This is a genomic window from Novosphingobium sp. PP1Y, from assembly GCF_000253255.1.
Classification (GTDB): Bacteria; Pseudomonadota; Alphaproteobacteria; order Sphingomonadales; family Sphingomonadaceae; genus Novosphingobium.
Map to the genome: position 1 here is coordinate 346,993 of NC_015583.1, position 15,049 is coordinate 362,041.

General features: G+C 63.8%; 16 protein-coding genes. 11 read left to right on the forward strand and 5 right to left on the reverse strand.

Annotated features, from left to right (window positions below; genetic code table 11):
* The first annotated feature begins 10 nt into the window (after window positions 1-10).
* The 3 genes from PP1Y_RS02565 (at window position 11) to PP1Y_RS02575 (ending at window position 2,453) form a co-directional block, all read left to right on the forward strand.
* Complete coding sequence (locus tag PP1Y_RS02565) at window positions 11-523, forward strand: VOC family protein (protein ID WP_232512313.1); 513 nt, start codon at window positions 11-13, stop codon at window positions 521-523.
* Between the two features lie 166 nt (window positions 524-689).
* Window positions 690-2,108: a cytochrome P450 gene (locus PP1Y_RS02570; protein WP_148274792.1), complete on the forward strand. Its 1,419-nt coding sequence runs from the start codon at window positions 690-692 to the stop codon at window positions 2,106-2,108.
* Window positions 2,109-2,120: 12 nt separating this feature from the next.
* A complete protein-coding gene (locus PP1Y_RS02575; protein WP_013836548.1) occupies window positions 2,121-2,453 on the forward strand; it encodes a 2Fe-2S iron-sulfur cluster-binding protein in 333 nt (110 codons plus the stop codon).
* A gap of 40 nt (window positions 2,454-2,493) precedes the next feature.
* Here the strand turns inward: PP1Y_RS02575 and PP1Y_RS02580 are convergent, their stop codons facing one another.
* Entirely contained in the window at window positions 2,494-3,282 is a 789-nt protein-coding gene (locus PP1Y_RS02580; protein WP_013836549.1) for an SDR family NAD(P)-dependent oxidoreductase, read from the reverse strand.
* Window positions 3,283-3,413: 131 nt separating this feature from the next.
* On the opposite strand from PP1Y_RS02580, the gene PP1Y_RS02585 reads away from it, so the two are divergent.
* From PP1Y_RS02585 to PP1Y_RS02605, 5 genes are read left to right on the forward strand one after another with little or no spacing between them, the layout of a single operon-like run.
* Window positions 3,414-4,268 carry an SDR family NAD(P)-dependent oxidoreductase gene (locus PP1Y_RS02585; RefSeq protein ID WP_013836550.1) on the forward strand — a complete coding sequence of 285 codons (855 nt, stop codon included), beginning with the start codon at window positions 3,414-3,416 and terminating at the stop codon, window positions 4,266-4,268.
* Complete coding sequence (locus PP1Y_RS02590; protein ID WP_013836551.1) at window positions 4,265-4,690, forward strand: nuclear transport factor 2 family protein; 426 nt, start codon at window positions 4,265-4,267, stop codon at window positions 4,688-4,690. Before PP1Y_RS02585 ends, PP1Y_RS02590 begins: the two co-directional genes overlap by 4 nt.
* Entirely contained in the window at window positions 4,687-5,496 is an 810-nt protein-coding gene (locus PP1Y_RS02595) for an SDR family NAD(P)-dependent oxidoreductase (RefSeq protein WP_013836552.1), read from the forward strand. The genes PP1Y_RS02590 and PP1Y_RS02595 overlap by 4 nt, the downstream gene beginning before the upstream one ends.
* A complete protein-coding gene (locus PP1Y_RS02600; RefSeq protein WP_013836553.1) occupies window positions 5,493-6,410 on the forward strand; it encodes an NAD(P)-dependent oxidoreductase in 918 nt (305 codons plus the stop codon). The genes PP1Y_RS02595 and PP1Y_RS02600 overlap by 4 nt, the downstream gene beginning before the upstream one ends.
* A 19-nt stretch (window positions 6,411-6,429) precedes the next feature.
* Window positions 6,430-7,362, forward strand: coding sequence for an alpha/beta hydrolase (locus PP1Y_RS02605; protein ID WP_013836554.1), 933 nt, complete (start codon window positions 6,430-6,432; stop codon window positions 7,360-7,362).
* 23 nt (window positions 7,363-7,385) lie between these two features.
* Here PP1Y_RS02605 and PP1Y_RS02610 read toward each other — a convergent pair whose 3' ends face one another.
* Entirely contained in the window at window positions 7,386-8,141 is a 756-nt protein-coding gene (locus tag PP1Y_RS02610) for an SDR family NAD(P)-dependent oxidoreductase (protein ID WP_013836555.1), read from the reverse strand.
* A 90-nt stretch (window positions 8,142-8,231) separates the two neighbouring features.
* Here PP1Y_RS02610 and PP1Y_RS02615 point away from each other — a divergent pair, with 90 nt between their 5' ends.
* The gene (locus PP1Y_RS02615) at window positions 8,232-9,296 is read left to right on the forward strand and encodes an alkene reductase (RefSeq protein ID WP_013836556.1); all 1,065 of its coding nucleotides are present in this window, start codon (window positions 8,232-8,234) and stop codon (window positions 9,294-9,296) included.
* A 59-nt stretch (window positions 9,297-9,355) separates the two neighbouring features.
* Here the strand turns inward: PP1Y_RS02615 and PP1Y_RS02620 are convergent, their stop codons facing one another.
* On the reverse strand, window positions 9,356-9,874 hold the full coding sequence (locus tag PP1Y_RS02620; RefSeq protein WP_013836557.1) for a nuclear transport factor 2 family protein: 519 nt from the start codon (window positions 9,872-9,874) through the stop codon (window positions 9,356-9,358).
* Window positions 9,875-10,000: 126 nt separating this feature from the next.
* Window positions 10,001-11,062, reverse strand: coding sequence for an AraC family transcriptional regulator (locus PP1Y_RS02625; RefSeq protein WP_158511826.1), 1,062 nt, complete (start codon window positions 11,060-11,062; stop codon window positions 10,001-10,003).
* Window positions 11,063-11,198: 136 nt separating this feature from the next.
* Here PP1Y_RS02625 and PP1Y_RS02630 point away from each other — a divergent pair, with 136 nt between their 5' ends.
* On the forward strand, window positions 11,199-11,990 hold the full coding sequence (locus PP1Y_RS02630; RefSeq protein WP_013836559.1) for an SDR family NAD(P)-dependent oxidoreductase: 792 nt from the start codon (window positions 11,199-11,201) through the stop codon (window positions 11,988-11,990).
* A 4-nt stretch (window positions 11,991-11,994) separates the two neighbouring features.
* Window positions 11,995-12,810: an SDR family NAD(P)-dependent oxidoreductase gene (locus PP1Y_RS02635; protein ID WP_013836560.1), complete on the forward strand. Its 816-nt coding sequence runs from the start codon at window positions 11,995-11,997 to the stop codon at window positions 12,808-12,810.
* A 73-nt stretch (window positions 12,811-12,883) separates the two neighbouring features.
* On the opposite strand, the gene PP1Y_RS02640 is transcribed toward PP1Y_RS02635, so the two are convergent.
* Window positions 12,884-15,043 carry a TonB-dependent receptor gene (locus tag PP1Y_RS02640; RefSeq protein ID WP_148274794.1) on the reverse strand — a complete coding sequence of 720 codons (2,160 nt, stop codon included), beginning with the start codon at window positions 15,041-15,043 and terminating at the stop codon, window positions 12,884-12,886.
* Window positions 15,044-15,049 lie beyond the last annotated feature (6 nt).

Sequence of the window (15,049 nt, forward strand, 5' to 3'; positions counted from 1 at the left end):
GACAAAACGCGTGCCGCGCGCGATCGATCAGGTCGCCTGGATCGTCGACGATCTCGACGCCGCGATCGTGCGCCGCCTGCACGCGGACGGCACGGGGCCGTGGACGGTTTTTCGCAATGTCGAGATGGCGGGCACTTATCTCGGCCGCGAGACGAAGGTCACCATGGATGTGGGGCTCGCCTATGCCGGGGACTTGCAACTTGAACTGATCGCGCCGACGAATAGCGCCCCTTCGCCCTATCGCGGAAAGGACGGCAAGGCGCGCATTGGCTTGCACCATGTCGCGTACGTGGTGGAACAACTTGAAGAGGCCGTTGCCGAAGCGCGCGCGGCGGGCCTCGATCCCGTGTTCGAGGCCGCCAATGCTGCAGTGCGGGTTGCCTATCTGCAGCACCCCGCCGAGCCGGGCGCGCTGACCGAGCTCATCGAGGGCGAAGGCATGCGCGCGCTGATGAAGCAGGGCATTGCCGAGGCTGCGAACTGGGGCGGGACCGATCCGATTCGGGAGATCTCAGCATCATAAGCGCCTTTCCGCGGATCGGATTGCGGTATCTTTTGGATCGCTAAACGATCCGATTCAACAATTGCCGCATGACCGGCAAGGCGCTTCAGACTATTCTTCAATCTCGAGGCAAGCCGCCCGGTAACGGCCGGCTGCGAAACGACCCCTCGCCGAAACGGGAGAAGCAATGATGGCGAGCACTGCCCATACTTCGAGGCCCCTTCCGCTGGTCGGCGGCGCGAGCCCCGTAATCGGCCACCTTGCCCAGTTCTTCCGCGATCCCGTTTCCGTCCTCAAGCGCGGCTACGCGACAAAGGGGCGTCTCTTCGCCCTGAACCTGATGGGCCGACGCATGAACGTCATGCTCGGGCCGGAGCACAACCGCTTCTTCTTCGAGGAGACCGACAAGCTGCTCTCGATCCGGGAGTCGATGCCGTTCTTCCTCAAGATGTTCTCGCCCGAGTTCTATTCCTTCGCGGAAATGGACGAATACCTGCGCCAGCGCGCCATCATCATGCCGCGCTTCAAGGCCGCCTCGATGAAGCAATACGTGCCGATCATGGCGGAGGAAGCCCTGGCCCTGGTCAAGCGGCTCGGCGATGAAGGCACTTTCGACCTGATCCCCACGCTCGGTCCGGTGGTCATGGACATCGCCGCACACAGCTTCATGGGCCGCGAGTTCCACAAGAAGCTGGGACACGAGTTCTTCGACCTGTTCCGCGACTTTTCGGCGGGAATGGAATTCGTCCTTCCGCTCTGGCTTCCCACGCGAAAGCAGATCCGCAGCCAGCGCGCGAAGAAGAAGCTCCATACGATCCTGCAGGACTGGATCGACAACCGCCGCGCCAATCCGGTCGATCCGCCGGACTTCTTCCAGACGATGATCGCCAGCACTTATCCGGACGGCACCCCGGTCCCCGACGAAACGATCCGCCACCTCATCCTGCTGCTCGTCTGGGCCGGACACGAGACCACTGCGGGGCAGGTAAGCTGGGCCCTGGCCGACCTCTTGCAGAATCCGGATTACCTCCAGACCATTCGCGCGGAGATCGCCGCCGTCATGGGCAGCGACGATGGCAGCGCTTTCTCCTGGGAACAGGCGCTGGCGATGGGCAAGATGGACTTCTCCCTGCGCGAGACCGAGCGCTTGCATCCTGTCGCCTACATCCTGTCCCGCAAGGCCAGCGCCGATATCGAGCGCGAGGGCTATCGCATCCGCAAGGGCGAGTTCGTGCTGCTCGCGCCCTCGGTCACGCACCGCATGGAAGAGACCTTCCACAATCCCGACGCCTACGATCCGGAGAGGTTCAATCCGGACAACCCCGCGGCGCAGCTTGAGAGCAACTCGCTGATCGGCTTCGGCGGCGGTGTCCATCGCTGCGCAGGCGTGAACTTCGCGCGCATGGAAATGAAAGTATTGATCGCGATACTGCTTCAGCATTACGACATGGAACTGATCGACGAGGTGCGCCCCATATCAGGCGCGAGCACCTATTGGCCCGCCCAGCCCTGCAGGGTACGCTATCGCAAGCGCAATCGAGGCGATGCCCGGCCTGCGGACACCGCCACGCTCGCCCGCGCCGCCGGCTGCCCGGCCCACGCTTGAAGAGATTGCGTAATGGCGAAGGTCACCTTCATCCAGCCCGATGGCACCCCGCGTGAATGCGTGAACTTCGAGGGCATGACGCTGATGCAACTTGGCGTCGCCAACCTCGTCGAGGGCATCGACGCCTTGTGCGGCGGAATGATGCAATGCGCGACCTGTCATTGCTGGATCGATCCGGCCTGGATCGAAATCACCGGCCGCGCCGGTGAGGACGAGCGTGCCATGCTCGAAAGCATCGAGGGCGTCGAAATCCGACCCGAAAGCCGCCTCACCTGCCAAATTCAACTGGGAGAAGAACTCGACGGACTGGTCGTCCGGGTTCCTCCAGAGCAACCCGGGGTCTGAGCGTACTACCTCTCGCGCCGGACCCCGGGTTGCAAATCGCTCAGCCCTGCGGCGGTGTCGGCGAACCGGGCATGCCCATGTAGTAGTGCCCGGCGTTGAGGCCGCCATCGACCGAGAGTTCGGTGCCCATGCAGTAACGCGCGTCCTCGGAAGCGAGATAGGCCGCTGCGGCACCGATATCCTTGGGCTCGCCTGCAAACTGCGCCGGATAGATCCAGTAGCCCTTGTCGTATTCCTCCTTGGGCACGTTCATCGGGTTCGCCAGCGGCGTGTAGATGCCGCCCGGGTGGATCGAGTTCACGCGGATCTTGCGCGGGCCAAGCTCCATCGCCAGCGCCTTGGTGAGGCCGCGCACACCGAACTTGGTGGCGCAATAGACCGTGACGCCATTAGCGCCCGAAATACCGTCGGCGCTGCTCATGTTCACGATCGCGCCGCCACCGGCACGCTCGAGCGCGGGAACCACGGCATGGCAGCCATTGATAACGCCCTTGAGATTGACGTCGATCAGCTTGTCTATTTCACTTTCGGTGAGGTCGTCGAAGGCCTTGAAGACGATCACGCCCGCATTGTTGACGAGAACGTCGAGGCGGCCGAACTCTTCCTCGGTCCTGGCCACGGCGTTCGCCCATTCAGCGCGCGATGTCACGTCGTGGCGCGTGAACGCCGCGCCTTCGCCCAGCTCGGCGGCCAGCGCCTCGCCCGCGTCCGCAAGGACATCGGTTATCATCACTTTCGCGCCTTCTTCGACGAAGCGGCGAACGATGCCCTCGCCAATCCCGCGCGAGCCACCGGTAACCAGCGCGACCTTACCTTCAAGCCTTTTCATAGCAATCTCCCTTAGTGACCCCCTTATGCCCATAATCGCCTCTTAGACAATTTCATTTTGCGCATTTTGTTGACAGTATGTCAAACGAACATCAGAACTCGTAAGAAAATAAGAGATGGAGAGAAGATTCCATGAACCAGGAAACCCCCGGACCCCCGGGCGTCTCGTTCGATTTCGACGGGAAGAACATCCTTGTCACCGGCGCAGGCGCGGGAATCGGCCGGGCAATCGCCGATGCGTTCCATGCCGCGGGCGGCAGCGTATTTGCGGCCGAGATCGACGAGGGCCTTTGCAGTGACCTTGAGGCATCAGGGATGATCGCTATTGAGGGCGATGTCTGCGCGCCGGACTTTCCGGCCATGGCCGGAGCGCGGATCGAGCAGGCGGGGGGCAAGCTCGACGTGCTGGTCAACAACGTCGGCCATTTCGTCCATCCGCGCCCGTTCTCGATGCTTACGAACGCGCAGGCGAACGAAGTGCTCGACGTCAATCTCGGCCAGCTCCTGCGCATGACTTCGACGATGCTGCCGCTGCTGCGCAAGGCCGCTCCGGGCAGTTCCATCGTCAACGTCACCTCGATCGAGGCCTATCGCGGGATTCCGGGGTGTTCCGTCTACGCAGCCGCAAAGGCCGGCATTGCCGGGTTCACCAAGAGCCTTGCACTCGAACTCGGGCCCGAGGGCATCCGGGTCAACGACATAGCCCCGGAAACGACCGACACCCCGCAAGTCCCGCTGGACTTCATGATCCCGCCGGAAAGCCGCGTGCATGAAGACAAGTGGATCCCGCTCGGCCGGCTCGGTCGCCCGGAGGACTGCGCCGGGGCCGCGCTCTATCTCGCCAGCCCTCTGGCATCATGGGTTACCGGCACTGCGATCCACGTCGACGGCGGTGCGCTCGCCGCGGCAGGCTGGACCCGCACGCAAGACGGCGAATGGACCGTCGTCCCCCTCGTCACCGGTAACGGCATAAGGATACCCTCATGAACGCCGCCGACACTGCAACGCTGGCAGCCCTGCGCCTCGCCTGCGAAACTTATGCCGCGGGCGCCGACCGCCGGGACAAGACACTGTGGCGGAGCGTCCTTTCCGAACACTGCGTGATCGAAGGCCCCGGCTTTCGCATCGAGGGCTGCGAGAACAATCTCGGCTCGCTGGACATGCTGGGCAAGATGTTCCGCAAGACCCGCCACATCGTCCATCAGATTCACGCTGAAGTCGACGGCGACGAGGCGGTCAGCGAGACTTATTGCACCGCCGACCACCTGATGAGGGAAAGTGACGAAATCCTCTCGTGGTCGCTACGCTACAAGGACCTCTGGCGGCGTGAAGGCGAAGGGTGGCGCATCGCCCATCGCCGTCTCGAGATCGATTGGGAAGAGACGCGCCCTGTCAGGGTGCAGTCATGAGCGGCGCGCTTTCAGGTCAGACCGCGCTTGTCACGGGCGCTACCGGAGCCATTGCCCGCGCCTCCGCGATCGCCCTCGCGCGCGATGGCGCGCATCTGGTGCTCATGGCGCGCCGCCCCGAGGGGCTGGAGCAGGCGCGCGCGGAAATCGCCGCCGCCGTTCCCGGTACGCATATCGCGCTGGAAGTCGGCGACTGCATCGATTCCGATGCCGTGGCACGCGCATGCAGGGCCGCCTGGGTGATCGCCGAACGGCTCGACATCGTGTTCGCGACAGTGGGCGGCGGTTCCTTCGCGCCGATACTCGATGTCACTCCCGAGGCGCTGCGCAAGGACTTCGAACTTAACGTCATCAGCGCCCATCATGCGCTACGCCATGCCGTGCCACTGATGCCCGATGGCGGCTCCCTGGTGTTCCTGTCCTCGGGCGCAGCGCCGCTGACCTTCCCCGGACTTTCGAGCTATTCGGTCAGCAAGGCCGGGCTTGAGGCGCTGGTGCGCTCGGCCGCCGATGAACTCGGCTGGCGCGGCATTCGCGTCAATGCCGTGCGGCCAGGCCTCACCCGCTCGGACAGCACCGGCAGCATGTTCGACGCCCCCGAAACGCTTGAGAAATTCCTGCCCGAGTATCCGCTCGGGCGCCTCGGCGAGGCGGAGGACATGGCCGGAGCCGTACGCTACCTTGCCGGGCCGGAAAGCGCCTGGGTCACCGGCCAGTGCATCGCCGTCGACGGCGGCAATCTTCTGCGGCGCAGTCCCAACCTCGGGATCGCCTCTCCCTCCAAAAGCGGAGTTCACCAGTCATGAGCAAGAATATCCTCGTCGTCGGCGGAACCGGCGGTCTGGGCGGCCATGCCGCCATTTACCTTTCGGGGCTTGGCCATCAGGTCTCCGTGGCCGGGCGCAATGTCCCCAATCCTGACACGCCCATGGCGCAGTTGCCCTTCCTCAAGGGCGACTATGTCGCGGGCGAATTCACGCCGGCACGCCTCGAAGGATTCGACTGGGTGGTCTTTGCCGCCGGCAACGACCCGCGTCATATCCCTGAAGGAAGCGACTATGCCGCGCACTTCATGCGCGCCAACGGCGAGGCCATCCCGGCCTTCTTCGCCGACGCGCGCAAGGCCGGCGTTTCCCGGGCGATCCAGCTTGGCAGTTTCTATCCGCAGGCGAGCCCAGAACTGGTGGCGGGCAACGTCTATATCCAGTCGCGCAAGGCCGCCTGCGAAGGCGCCCGCGCGCAAGGCCGCGAGGGCTTCGACGTCATCAGCGTCAACGCGCCGTTCATGGTCGGCACTGTCCCGGGCCTTCCCAGCGCAATCTTCGAGCCTTACGTCCAGTGGGCGCAGGGCCTGATTCCAATCGAGCACTATGCCCCGCCGGGCGGTACCAACTTCATGTCGTTCCGCTCGCTATCCGAAGCGATCGCCGGTGCGCTCGAACGCGGCGAGCCGGGCAAGGCCTATCTCGTGGGCGACGAGAATCTGTCCTTCCGCGCATATTTCCAGCTGTTTTTCGATGCCGTAGGCAGCAAGGTCCGGGTCGAGGAACGCGATGCCGAACTGCCGCTGCTGCCCGACGTGGCCATCCCGCAAGGGCGCGGCAACACCATCGCCTACGAGCCGAATGAGGACGAAGCGGCCCTGCTCGGCTACACCCGCAACGACATTGCCAATGCCGTGCGCGAGATCGTGGCTCAGTTCGCTGCACAGGCCGCCTGAGAAGAGGACCGACAAGACCATGCCGATGAACTCCCAGATCGTCGCGTTCCTGAGCGCCATGCCCGCCATGGAAATGCCGCCCATGTCAGCGGTCACGCCCGAGATGATGCGTTCCTTCAGCGACAATTCGATGGCCACGGGAGAGGCTCTGCCCCTTGCCCGGATCGAGGACATGGACCTGCCGCTTGCGGGCCGCACCATCTCCGCGCGACTTTACGTGCCCGAAAGCGCGGATCACGCGCCGCCGCTCACGCTGTTCTACCACGGCGGCGGATTCGTGATCGGCACCCTCGACACGCACGACAACCTGTGCCGGAAGCTGGCGCGGGAAAGCGGTTCGGCGGTCCTGTCGGTGGGCTATCGTCTCGCGCCCGAGGCGCCCTTCCCGGCCGGACTGGACGACTGCTACGACGCGCTCGTCTGGGCCAGCCGCAATGGCGATAAGCTGGGCATCGATGCCTCGCGCCTGGCCGTTGCGGGCGACAGCGCGGGCGGCAACCTGGCCGCCGCCGTCGCAATCCGCGCGCGGGAAGAAGGCGGTCCGAAGCTGCGCCACCAATTGCTGATCTACCCGGTCACAGACAACGACTTCACCCGTCCCTCTTATGCGCAGAACGGGGCTGCGGGCGGGTTCCTGACGACAGAGATGATGCAGTGGTTCTGGAATCACTATGTCGGCAACCGCGATGAAGCGCATATACCGCTGGCGACGGTCCAGCGCACCGAGGACCTCTCCAACCTCGCTCCGGCGACAATCATCACCGCTGAATGCGATCCACTGCGCGATGAAGGCATGGCCTATGCCAAACGCCTTGCCGATGCAGGCGTGCCGACCGAGGCGGAAGTAGCCCCCGGCATGATCCACGGCTTCGCGTCGCTGTTCGAAGCCGTGCCCGACGTGCTCCCCTATCTCGACAGGGCGGGCCGCCGGCTGCGCGAGGCGCTGGCCTGACGGCCGGCGCCCCGTCGCTTGGGTCAGAATGCAATAGCGCCGCCATCGATCACCATCGGGTGACCGGTCACGAAGCTGGCCGCTTCGGAGCAGAGCCAGACCACCGCTTCGGCAATCTCCTCGGGCTTGCCGAAGCGGCCCATCGGAGTCATCGAATCAATCACCGCCTTCAGCTTCGGGTCGGCGGCGATCGGGGCGGTCATCGGCGTTTCGATCACGCCCGGGCACACGGCATTGACGCGAATGCCCTGCTGCGCCCACTTGAGCGCTGCCTGCCGGGTCAGGCCGACGACGCCGTGCTTCGAGGCGACATAGCCGGGCTGGTTCGGATTGCCGACAAGGCCGTTGATCGAAGAGGTGTTGACGATCGCACCGCCGCCGGTCTCGAGCATCGCCGCTGCTTCCTCGCGAATGCAGCGCATCACACCGGTAAGGTTGATCGAAATTGCGACGTCCCAGTTTTCGTCCTCGAACTCGTCACGGCCGAGCAGGTTTACGCCGGCATTGTTGAACGCGCAGTCGAGACGGCCCCATGTATCGACTGCCCTGGCCACCATCGCCTTGATGTCGTCCGGGTTGCTGACGTCGCACCGCTGATATGCAGCCCTGCCGCCCGCAGCCTCAATCATGGAGACAGTCTCGCGGCCTTCAACGTCCTTGACGTCGCAGACCAGCACCCGGGCGCCCGAGCGGGCGAAGGCCTGCGCCGCAGCCCGCCCGATCCCACCGCTTGCCCCGGTAACGAGCGCGACCTTACCGTCCAGGCCGTAATTGATCATCCTTTGACTCCCACTTGCATACGTAGATGATTGTATCCTATAAAACGCAAAGTAAGGTCAGTCGAACATTTTAATTAAGGAATGCGGATAATGTCATCGCTTTTCACCACTGTTAGCCTTGGGGCCGTAGAGATGGCGAATCGCGTGGTCATGTCTGCCATGACCCGTGACCGCGCCGGTCCCGGCGATGTTCCCGGCGAGCTGATGGTCGAGTATTATCGCCAGCGTGCCGGTGCCGGGCTGATCGTCACGGAGGGCACCCAGCCCTGCGCGGAAGGCAAGGGCTACTGGCGCACGCCGGGCATCTATTCCAACGAGCAGATCGAAGGCTGGCGCAAGGTTGCTGACGCGGTCCACACCGAAGGCGGAAAGATCGTCATGCAGCTCATGCACGTGGGCCGCGTCGTCGTCCCTGCCAACCGGGGCTTCGACGCGGACGTTGTCGCGCCGAGTGCGATCCCCTGCCCCGACAAGGTACCCGGCCCCGACGGCGTGCCGGTCGAATGCGCCATGCCGCGCGCCCTTGCGTCTGATGAACTGCCGCTCGTTGCCGAACAATATGCCCAGGCCGCCCGCAATGCCCGCGCCGCCGGGATCGACGGGGTAGAACTGCACTGTTCGAGCGGCTACCTCATCAACCAGTTCCTGAACGCGAGCAGCAACCAGCGCAACGACGATTTCGGCGGCGATCCCGAGCGCCGCGCACGCTTTCCCGCCATGGTCGTCAAGGCGCTGGCCGATGCCATCGGCGCGGACCGCGTCGGCGTGCGTTTTTCACCCGGCAATCCCTACAACGGCATGGCCGATGCGGACCCGGCCGCCACGTTCGCACCTTTCCTCGATGCGATCGAACCGCTGGGCTGCGCCTATGCCCACGTTGTCGACATGAAGCTGGAAACGCTCGACACCCTCGCTTTCGTGCGTGAGCGGTTCAGCGGAGCGATCATTGCCAACAACATGCTAACGCTGGAGAGCGGAAGCGAACTTCTCGATTCCGGCCGGGCCGATGCGATTTCGTTCGGGCGCTCATTCATTGCCAATCCCGACCTCGTCGATCGCCTGCGCCGCGGCGCGCCGCTCGCAAAGCCGGACTTCACGCACCTCTATTCCGGCGAAGAACGCGGCTATACCGATTACCCTGCCCTGACTGACTGACTGACCGACTGAAGCACGGCGGTGACGGCACAGGTTTCCGTCGCCGCCTATTCCTTCATTCAGGCCGGTTGCGCCGCCGGAGTGGGCATCTCGCCATAGGCCAGCACCTTGATCGCGCCGTCCGCGCCGACTTCCTCAGTAATAAGCGAAGTCACCTTGCTTACGCTTTCCGCAATGTACCAGCGCCCGTCCCTGCGGCGGTAGATGTCCTCATACTCCACGGCGAGCCGCGTCACCTGCCGCTGGCCGACGAGGATGGTCCGGAAATTAAGCGACCAGAGGCCCTTCGCCTCATCCGTCCCGGTCAGTTCTATGTCCCAGTTGGTTGCATGATGGATGTCGAACACGCCCGGCTGACATCCCATCTGGCGGAACGTCTCGACGAAATCGTCGCGCCGGCTGTAAACCGGAAAGCCCTGATAGGCGATCCGGACCTCGACGGGATCGAAGCTGTCCCTGACGGCTTCAACGTCCTTGAGGTCGCAGGCGCGCAGATAGCGTGATTTCAGGAGGCGGATTGCCTCCTTGTCCTCAAGCGCCGCAAGGCGCGCTGCGAGATCAGATACTGTGTCGGTCATCCTGTCCTCTCCGGAAATTGCATGTCCACCGGCTCGTCCGGCATTTGCGCTTATCATTGACCAATTCGTTGCGCGAATGAAAGTCATTTTCGACCAATGATCGCCACTTGCGTTCTTGAATGCCGGTCATTCCTCCATGTTCATTTCCCGCCAGCGGGTGGGAGCCATGCCCGCCCACTGATGGAAGGCCCGCCGGAAAGCGCCCGGATCCGCGAACTGGCAATGCTGCGCGATGGCCGAAACTGTCAGCCTCCGGTCCGACAGCAGGCGCTGTGCCAGTCCGAAGCGGGCCTCGCGCTTAAGCTGCACCATGCTCGTTCCCTCGGCTTCGAGCCGGCGCTTTATCGTCGCCGCGCCCATTCCGTACTGCCGCGCAAGACCGGCGATGGTCGGCAGGCGTTCGCCGCTGCTCAGGGCCAGGCTCATCTGCCTGGCAATGGTACGCGACAGGTGCTCATCGCAGTCCTGCGGCTGCATCAGGTCGAACGGGAAATATTCAAGCAGGCGGTCCAGTTCGCCCGCGCTGCGCACCACCCTGCGGCCCAAGACTTCTGCAGGCATGACAAGGGCGTTTTCCGCCGAACGGTACACGATCCGATGGGGCATCAGGCATTCGGCGACCCGGCTGTCCAGAACCGGCTCGTAGCGCAATTGGACACCGGTGAGCGGCAAGTCCTGCCCCACCAGCCAGCCGAACAGGCGGTGATAAGTGGACAGGCCGGTCAGGTCCGAGAAGCACGCGCTGACGTTACGGCGCCTGCGGATCGTCGCCATTTCCATGATGGCCCTGCCACCGTCCGTCCTGAGCGTCAGGCGGGCAAGACGAGGGCCCAGGATCTGCGAGTAGTCGTCGATCCGGCGGATCACCTGCTCCAGCGTGCGGCAGTTGATGACGACATGGCACATGAGGTCGAAGCCCAGCTTCGACAGGGGCTCACGCCCCTCCTGCCAGGCCGCGACCGCGTCGATGGCCCAGGTGCACTGAGCGAAGAGACGCGCGAAATCATGCCGCGAAAGGGCTTGCGCATCGTAGCCATCGTTCCGCAGCAGTGAGGCCACATGGCCAAGACCCGCACCGGCCAGAACAGTGTCCCGCTGCCCGCCGACATGATCGACAATCCTTAGCAACTGACGCGCCACCTCCAGCGACACTTCACCAGGGGCAGCGCGTGAAATTCGCTTCGACACTCTGATTCTTCCAGTCACTGTCTTTGAGCTATTCTGTAGTTTCCATCGCATCGGCGAGCGGCGCAAGATCAAGTGCAGGAAAGCGCGGCCTCGGTTGCCGACGCTACGACCATTCCTTTGGGATAGGATACAGGACATGACCCGAATTCTGGAAGGGCGCGCCGCCATCGTCACGGGCGGCGGACAAGGCGTGGGCCAGGGCATCGCCCGTGCGCTGGCCGAGGCGGGCGCAAACGTGCTGATTGCCCAGCGCAATGCCGAACAAGGTGAGGAAGAGGCCGCGTTCCTGCGCAGCGCACACGGCATCGACGCCGCGTTCCTGAGGAGCGATGTCACGATACTTGAACAAGTCGAGGCGACGGTCGCCGCCGCACAGGATCGCTGGGGACGACTCGACCTGCTGGTCAACAATGCCGGGGCCAGCTTCCCCAAGCGGATCGAAAACCACACCGACGAGGAGATGGCCGGTTCCTTCGCGCTCAACTACTGGGCCGTGTTTTGGGCCATGCGCGCCGCCTTCCCGATCATGAAAGCGCAGAAGTTCGGGCGCATCATCAACATGGGCTCGCTCAACGGCGTCAACGCGCACATGTTCACCGTCGCGTACAATGCCAGCAAGGAAGCCATGCGCGCACTGACACGAACCGCCGCGGTCGAATGGGGGCCCCACGGCATAACCTGCAACACGATCTGCCCGTCGGCGAGCAGCCCGCAGGCACGCGACTACTTCAAGGCCAACCCGGAGATGGCCTCGCAGATTCTCCAGCAGGTGCCCGCTGGCCGTTTCGGCGATGCGGAAAAGGACATCGGCCCGATCGCGGTCTTCCTCGCCAGCGAGGGCGGCAGCTACATGAACGGCAATACGCTTTTCGCTGACGGAGGCTCTCATGTGAACGGCGTCGCCTGGCGTCCGCAAGTGGAGGACTGATCCCATGCAGAGGCTTCAGGGCAAACGCGCCGTCGTAACCGGCGCGGCGCAAGGCATCGGTGCAGCAATTGCGCGGCGCCTGGCGGAGGAAGGCGCGACTGTTGCCCTTCTCGACCTCGATGCGGACAAGGCTGGCGCCGTACTCGGCACCCCGCATTTCGGCCTCGCCTGCGACGTCTCGGACACGGCAAGCGTGGATGCGGCCTTTGCGCAAGTGCAAGCGCGCCTCGGCGGCGTGGACATACTCGTCAACAATGCCGGGCGAGGCAGCGCGCCAGGCGACGGGATGGACCTCTTTTACGCTGCACAGGCCGAGCGCGCGCAGCAAATCGCCGAAGGCAAGGTGCCGAGCGTGTTCGTCGATCAGACAATCCATTGCTCGGACGAGGGATGGTCTCAGGTGCTGACGGTCACGCTCGACGGGGTGTTCCGGTGCAGCCGTGCAGCGGTGCGCCTGATGGCGGAGGAAGGCATCGGCGGGAGCATCATCAACATCGGCTCGACCGCAGGAGTGAAAGGCAATGGGCCAGTCCCCTACTGTACTGCCAAGGCAGCGGTTCTGGGCATGACACGCGCCATGGCATGTGAACTTGCCGACCGCGGCATCCGCGTGAACGCGGTCAATCCGGGCGCGACCGAAACGCCGATCTATGCGGGCCTTCCGCCGGAGCTGAAGGACTCCATCGCCGCCGACAGCGTGTTGAAGCGCCTCGCCAGCCCAGAAGAAGTCACCGGCGCGGTGGCCTTCCTCGCCAGCGAGGACGCCAGCTTCGCGACCGGCAGCACGGTCACCGTCAATGGCGGGGCATATTTCGCCTGAGGCGTGAAGCGCCGACGCCAGAAAGATCGGGGCCGCGTCGGGATAAACCGACGCGGCCCTTTTCCATTGGGTCTCAATACTTGAAGGTCAGTTCCACGCCGTAAGTGCGCGGCTGCCCGAAGAAGGCGCTGGGCAGACCGGCATTGAAGTGGTCGGCATAGTAGACCTTGTCGGTCAGGTTCCGGCCGAAGACCGCGAGCTGCCAGTTGCCGAAGCCGACCGGAATGTCCGAAAGCGTCACGCGTCCATTGAGCAGGCCATAGCTGCCGACGATGTAGCGGGAATCGGTTGAAGAGGTCATCTTCTTGTCCTGCAGGAAGTAGTCCGCATAGACCGCGAAGGTGCCGATCGGGCTCGGCGGGAACTCGTAGTTCACGCTCGTGACAAGCGTGTGGTTCGGCGCCTGGATATAGTTGTACTGCGAGGTCACGTCGTCGCCGGCCGCATTCAGGATGCGGTCGTACTTCGCGTCGAGATAGGCATAGTTGGCCGAGACGGTCAGTCCGCGCGCGGGACGCAGCGAGAGATCCAGTTCGAGGCCCTTGATCGTCGCCTTGCCCGCGTTGAGCACGTCGGTCCGGGCAATGTTGTTCGGGTCCGACTGCACGTTGAGCTGTATGTCCTTGTAGCTCGTGTAGAAGAACGCAGCGTTCAGCCGCAGGCGGTTGTCCAGCATGTCGGACTTCACGCCGAACTCGTAGGAAGTCAGCGTCTCGTCACCGAAGCCTGCATTGAATCTATCGGTCGTGCTGGCGCGCACGTTGTAACCGCCGGTCTTGTAGCCTGAGACGACCTTGGCGTAGGCGTTGGTCTTGTCCGAGAACTCGTACCGCAGCGTCGCGCTCGGGCTGAAGTTCTGGAACGCGCGGTCGCCGCGGCCCGGCGTACCGGGGATCGGATCACCTACGGAAGGAACCGCGACGTCCTGAAGCGTGGCCTTGCGTTCGTCACGCGACCAGCGGCCGCCCAGGGTCACGAACAGGCGGTTGTCCAGAAAGGCCGGGTTGTAGGTGGCCTGCGCGTAAACGGCGTAGGCCTTGTTATCGATAGTGACCGTGCGCTCGCTGCGCGGACGCCCCGGAACGACGGTGGTGTCGAAGCTGTCGGCGCTCTCCTCGAAGTAATAGAAGCCGAGGACGTATTCGAGGCGATCATCGAGCCCGCTGCCGATGAGCTGCAATTCCTCGCTGAACTGCTTCTGGCTCGAATCGAACGCGGTGCGGAACACCGGAAACGGTCCGAAGACACCCGAATGATAGTCCTGCATCGTCTGGTTGCGGAGCTTGCGATAGCCCGTGATCGACTTGACGGTAAGCGAGTCCGAAACGTCCCAGCTCGCCGTCAGGTTATGGCCCTGTGAAACGACGTCATTGGGCTGGAGGTTGCTGACGCTCGGCGAACCGGCGGTCGGGCGCGGAGCCACTTCCGGATAAAACGGCACATAGGCAATGAAAGCCGGCGTGTCGTTGATTTCCGAGCGGTCATAGGTGTAGCGAACCGAGATCGCGTCGGTCGGCTGCCACAGCGCGGCGGCGCGGTAGCCGTCGCGGCGCTGGTCGCCAAAACGCTTCACGCCGGTACCGAGGTTGTCGACATAGCCGTCGATCTGGGCGTGAAGGTAACCGAATTCGACCGCCAGGGTATCGCCGATCGGCACGTTGACGCGGGTGCGGCTGCGGAACTGGTCGTAGTTGCCGTAAGTCAGCTTCTGCTCTGCACCGAATTCACCCAACTTGGGCGCGCGGGTGATGAAGTTGATCGCGCCGCCGGTCGCGTTGCGGCCATAGAGCGAACCTTGCGGACCGCGCAGGACTTCGACGCGCTCCAGCTCGGCGACGTCGGAGGCGAGCCCCTGGCTGCGCGCAACATAGACGCCGTCGATATAGACGGCGACGCTGGGGTCCATCGTGATCTGGTCGTCGTTGTTGCCGACGCCGCGCATGAAGATACGTGCGGTAATGGCACTGTTCGGGTGCGGCGTGACCTGAAGCGCGGGAACCTGCGTCCTGAGGTCGGTCAGGTCCGAGATTCCCTTATTCTCAAGATCCTGCAAACCTAGCGCGACGATCGACACCGGAACGTCCTGAAGCGATTCCTCGCGCTTCTGGGCGGTGACGACGATTTCATTGAGTCCGTCGCGGCTGCCGGCTTCCTGAGCGACTGCCGGCGACGCGAATGCGATTCCTGCCACTCCTGCGAGCAAGAATGTGCGTACGTTAAGCGACATAACCATTTACCC

Excerpts from the sequence above, each read along its gene's own strand:
- PP1Y_RS02570 (WP_148274792.1), top strand. The coding sequence starts at position 690 with ATGATGGCGAGCACTGCCCATACTTCGAGGCCCCTTCCGCTGGTCGGC.
- PP1Y_RS02575 (WP_013836548.1), top strand. The coding sequence starts at position 2,121 with ATGGCGAAGGTCACCTTCATCCAGCCCGATGGCACCCCGCGTGAATGC.
- PP1Y_RS02580 (WP_013836549.1), bottom strand. The coding sequence starts at position 3,282 with ATGAAAAGGCTTGAAGGTAAGGTCGCGCTGGTTACCGGTGGCTCGCGC.
- PP1Y_RS02585 (WP_013836550.1), top strand. The coding sequence starts at position 3,414 with ATGAACCAGGAAACCCCCGGACCCCCGGGCGTCTCGTTCGATTTCGAC.
- PP1Y_RS02590 (WP_013836551.1), top strand. The coding sequence starts at position 4,265 with ATGAACGCCGCCGACACTGCAACGCTGGCAGCCCTGCGCCTCGCCTGC.
- PP1Y_RS02595 (WP_013836552.1), top strand. The coding sequence starts at position 4,687 with ATGAGCGGCGCGCTTTCAGGTCAGACCGCGCTTGTCACGGGCGCTACC.
- PP1Y_RS02600 (WP_013836553.1), top strand. The coding sequence starts at position 5,493 with ATGAGCAAGAATATCCTCGTCGTCGGCGGAACCGGCGGTCTGGGCGGC.
- PP1Y_RS02605 (WP_013836554.1), top strand. The coding sequence starts at position 6,430 with ATGCCGATGAACTCCCAGATCGTCGCGTTCCTGAGCGCCATGCCCGCC.
- PP1Y_RS02610 (WP_013836555.1), bottom strand. The coding sequence starts at position 8,141 with ATGATCAATTACGGCCTGGACGGTAAGGTCGCGCTCGTTACCGGGGCA.
- PP1Y_RS02615 (WP_013836556.1), top strand. The coding sequence starts at position 8,232 with ATGTCATCGCTTTTCACCACTGTTAGCCTTGGGGCCGTAGAGATGGCG.
- PP1Y_RS02620 (WP_013836557.1), bottom strand. The coding sequence starts at position 9,874 with ATGACCGACACAGTATCTGATCTCGCAGCGCGCCTTGCGGCGCTTGAG.
- PP1Y_RS02630 (WP_013836559.1), top strand. The coding sequence starts at position 11,199 with ATGACCCGAATTCTGGAAGGGCGCGCCGCCATCGTCACGGGCGGCGGA.
- PP1Y_RS02635 (WP_013836560.1), top strand. The coding sequence starts at position 11,995 with ATGCAGAGGCTTCAGGGCAAACGCGCCGTCGTAACCGGCGCGGCGCAA.
- PP1Y_RS02640 (WP_148274794.1), bottom strand. The coding sequence starts at position 15,043 with ATGGTTATGTCGCTTAACGTACGCACATTCTTGCTCGCAGGAGTGGCA.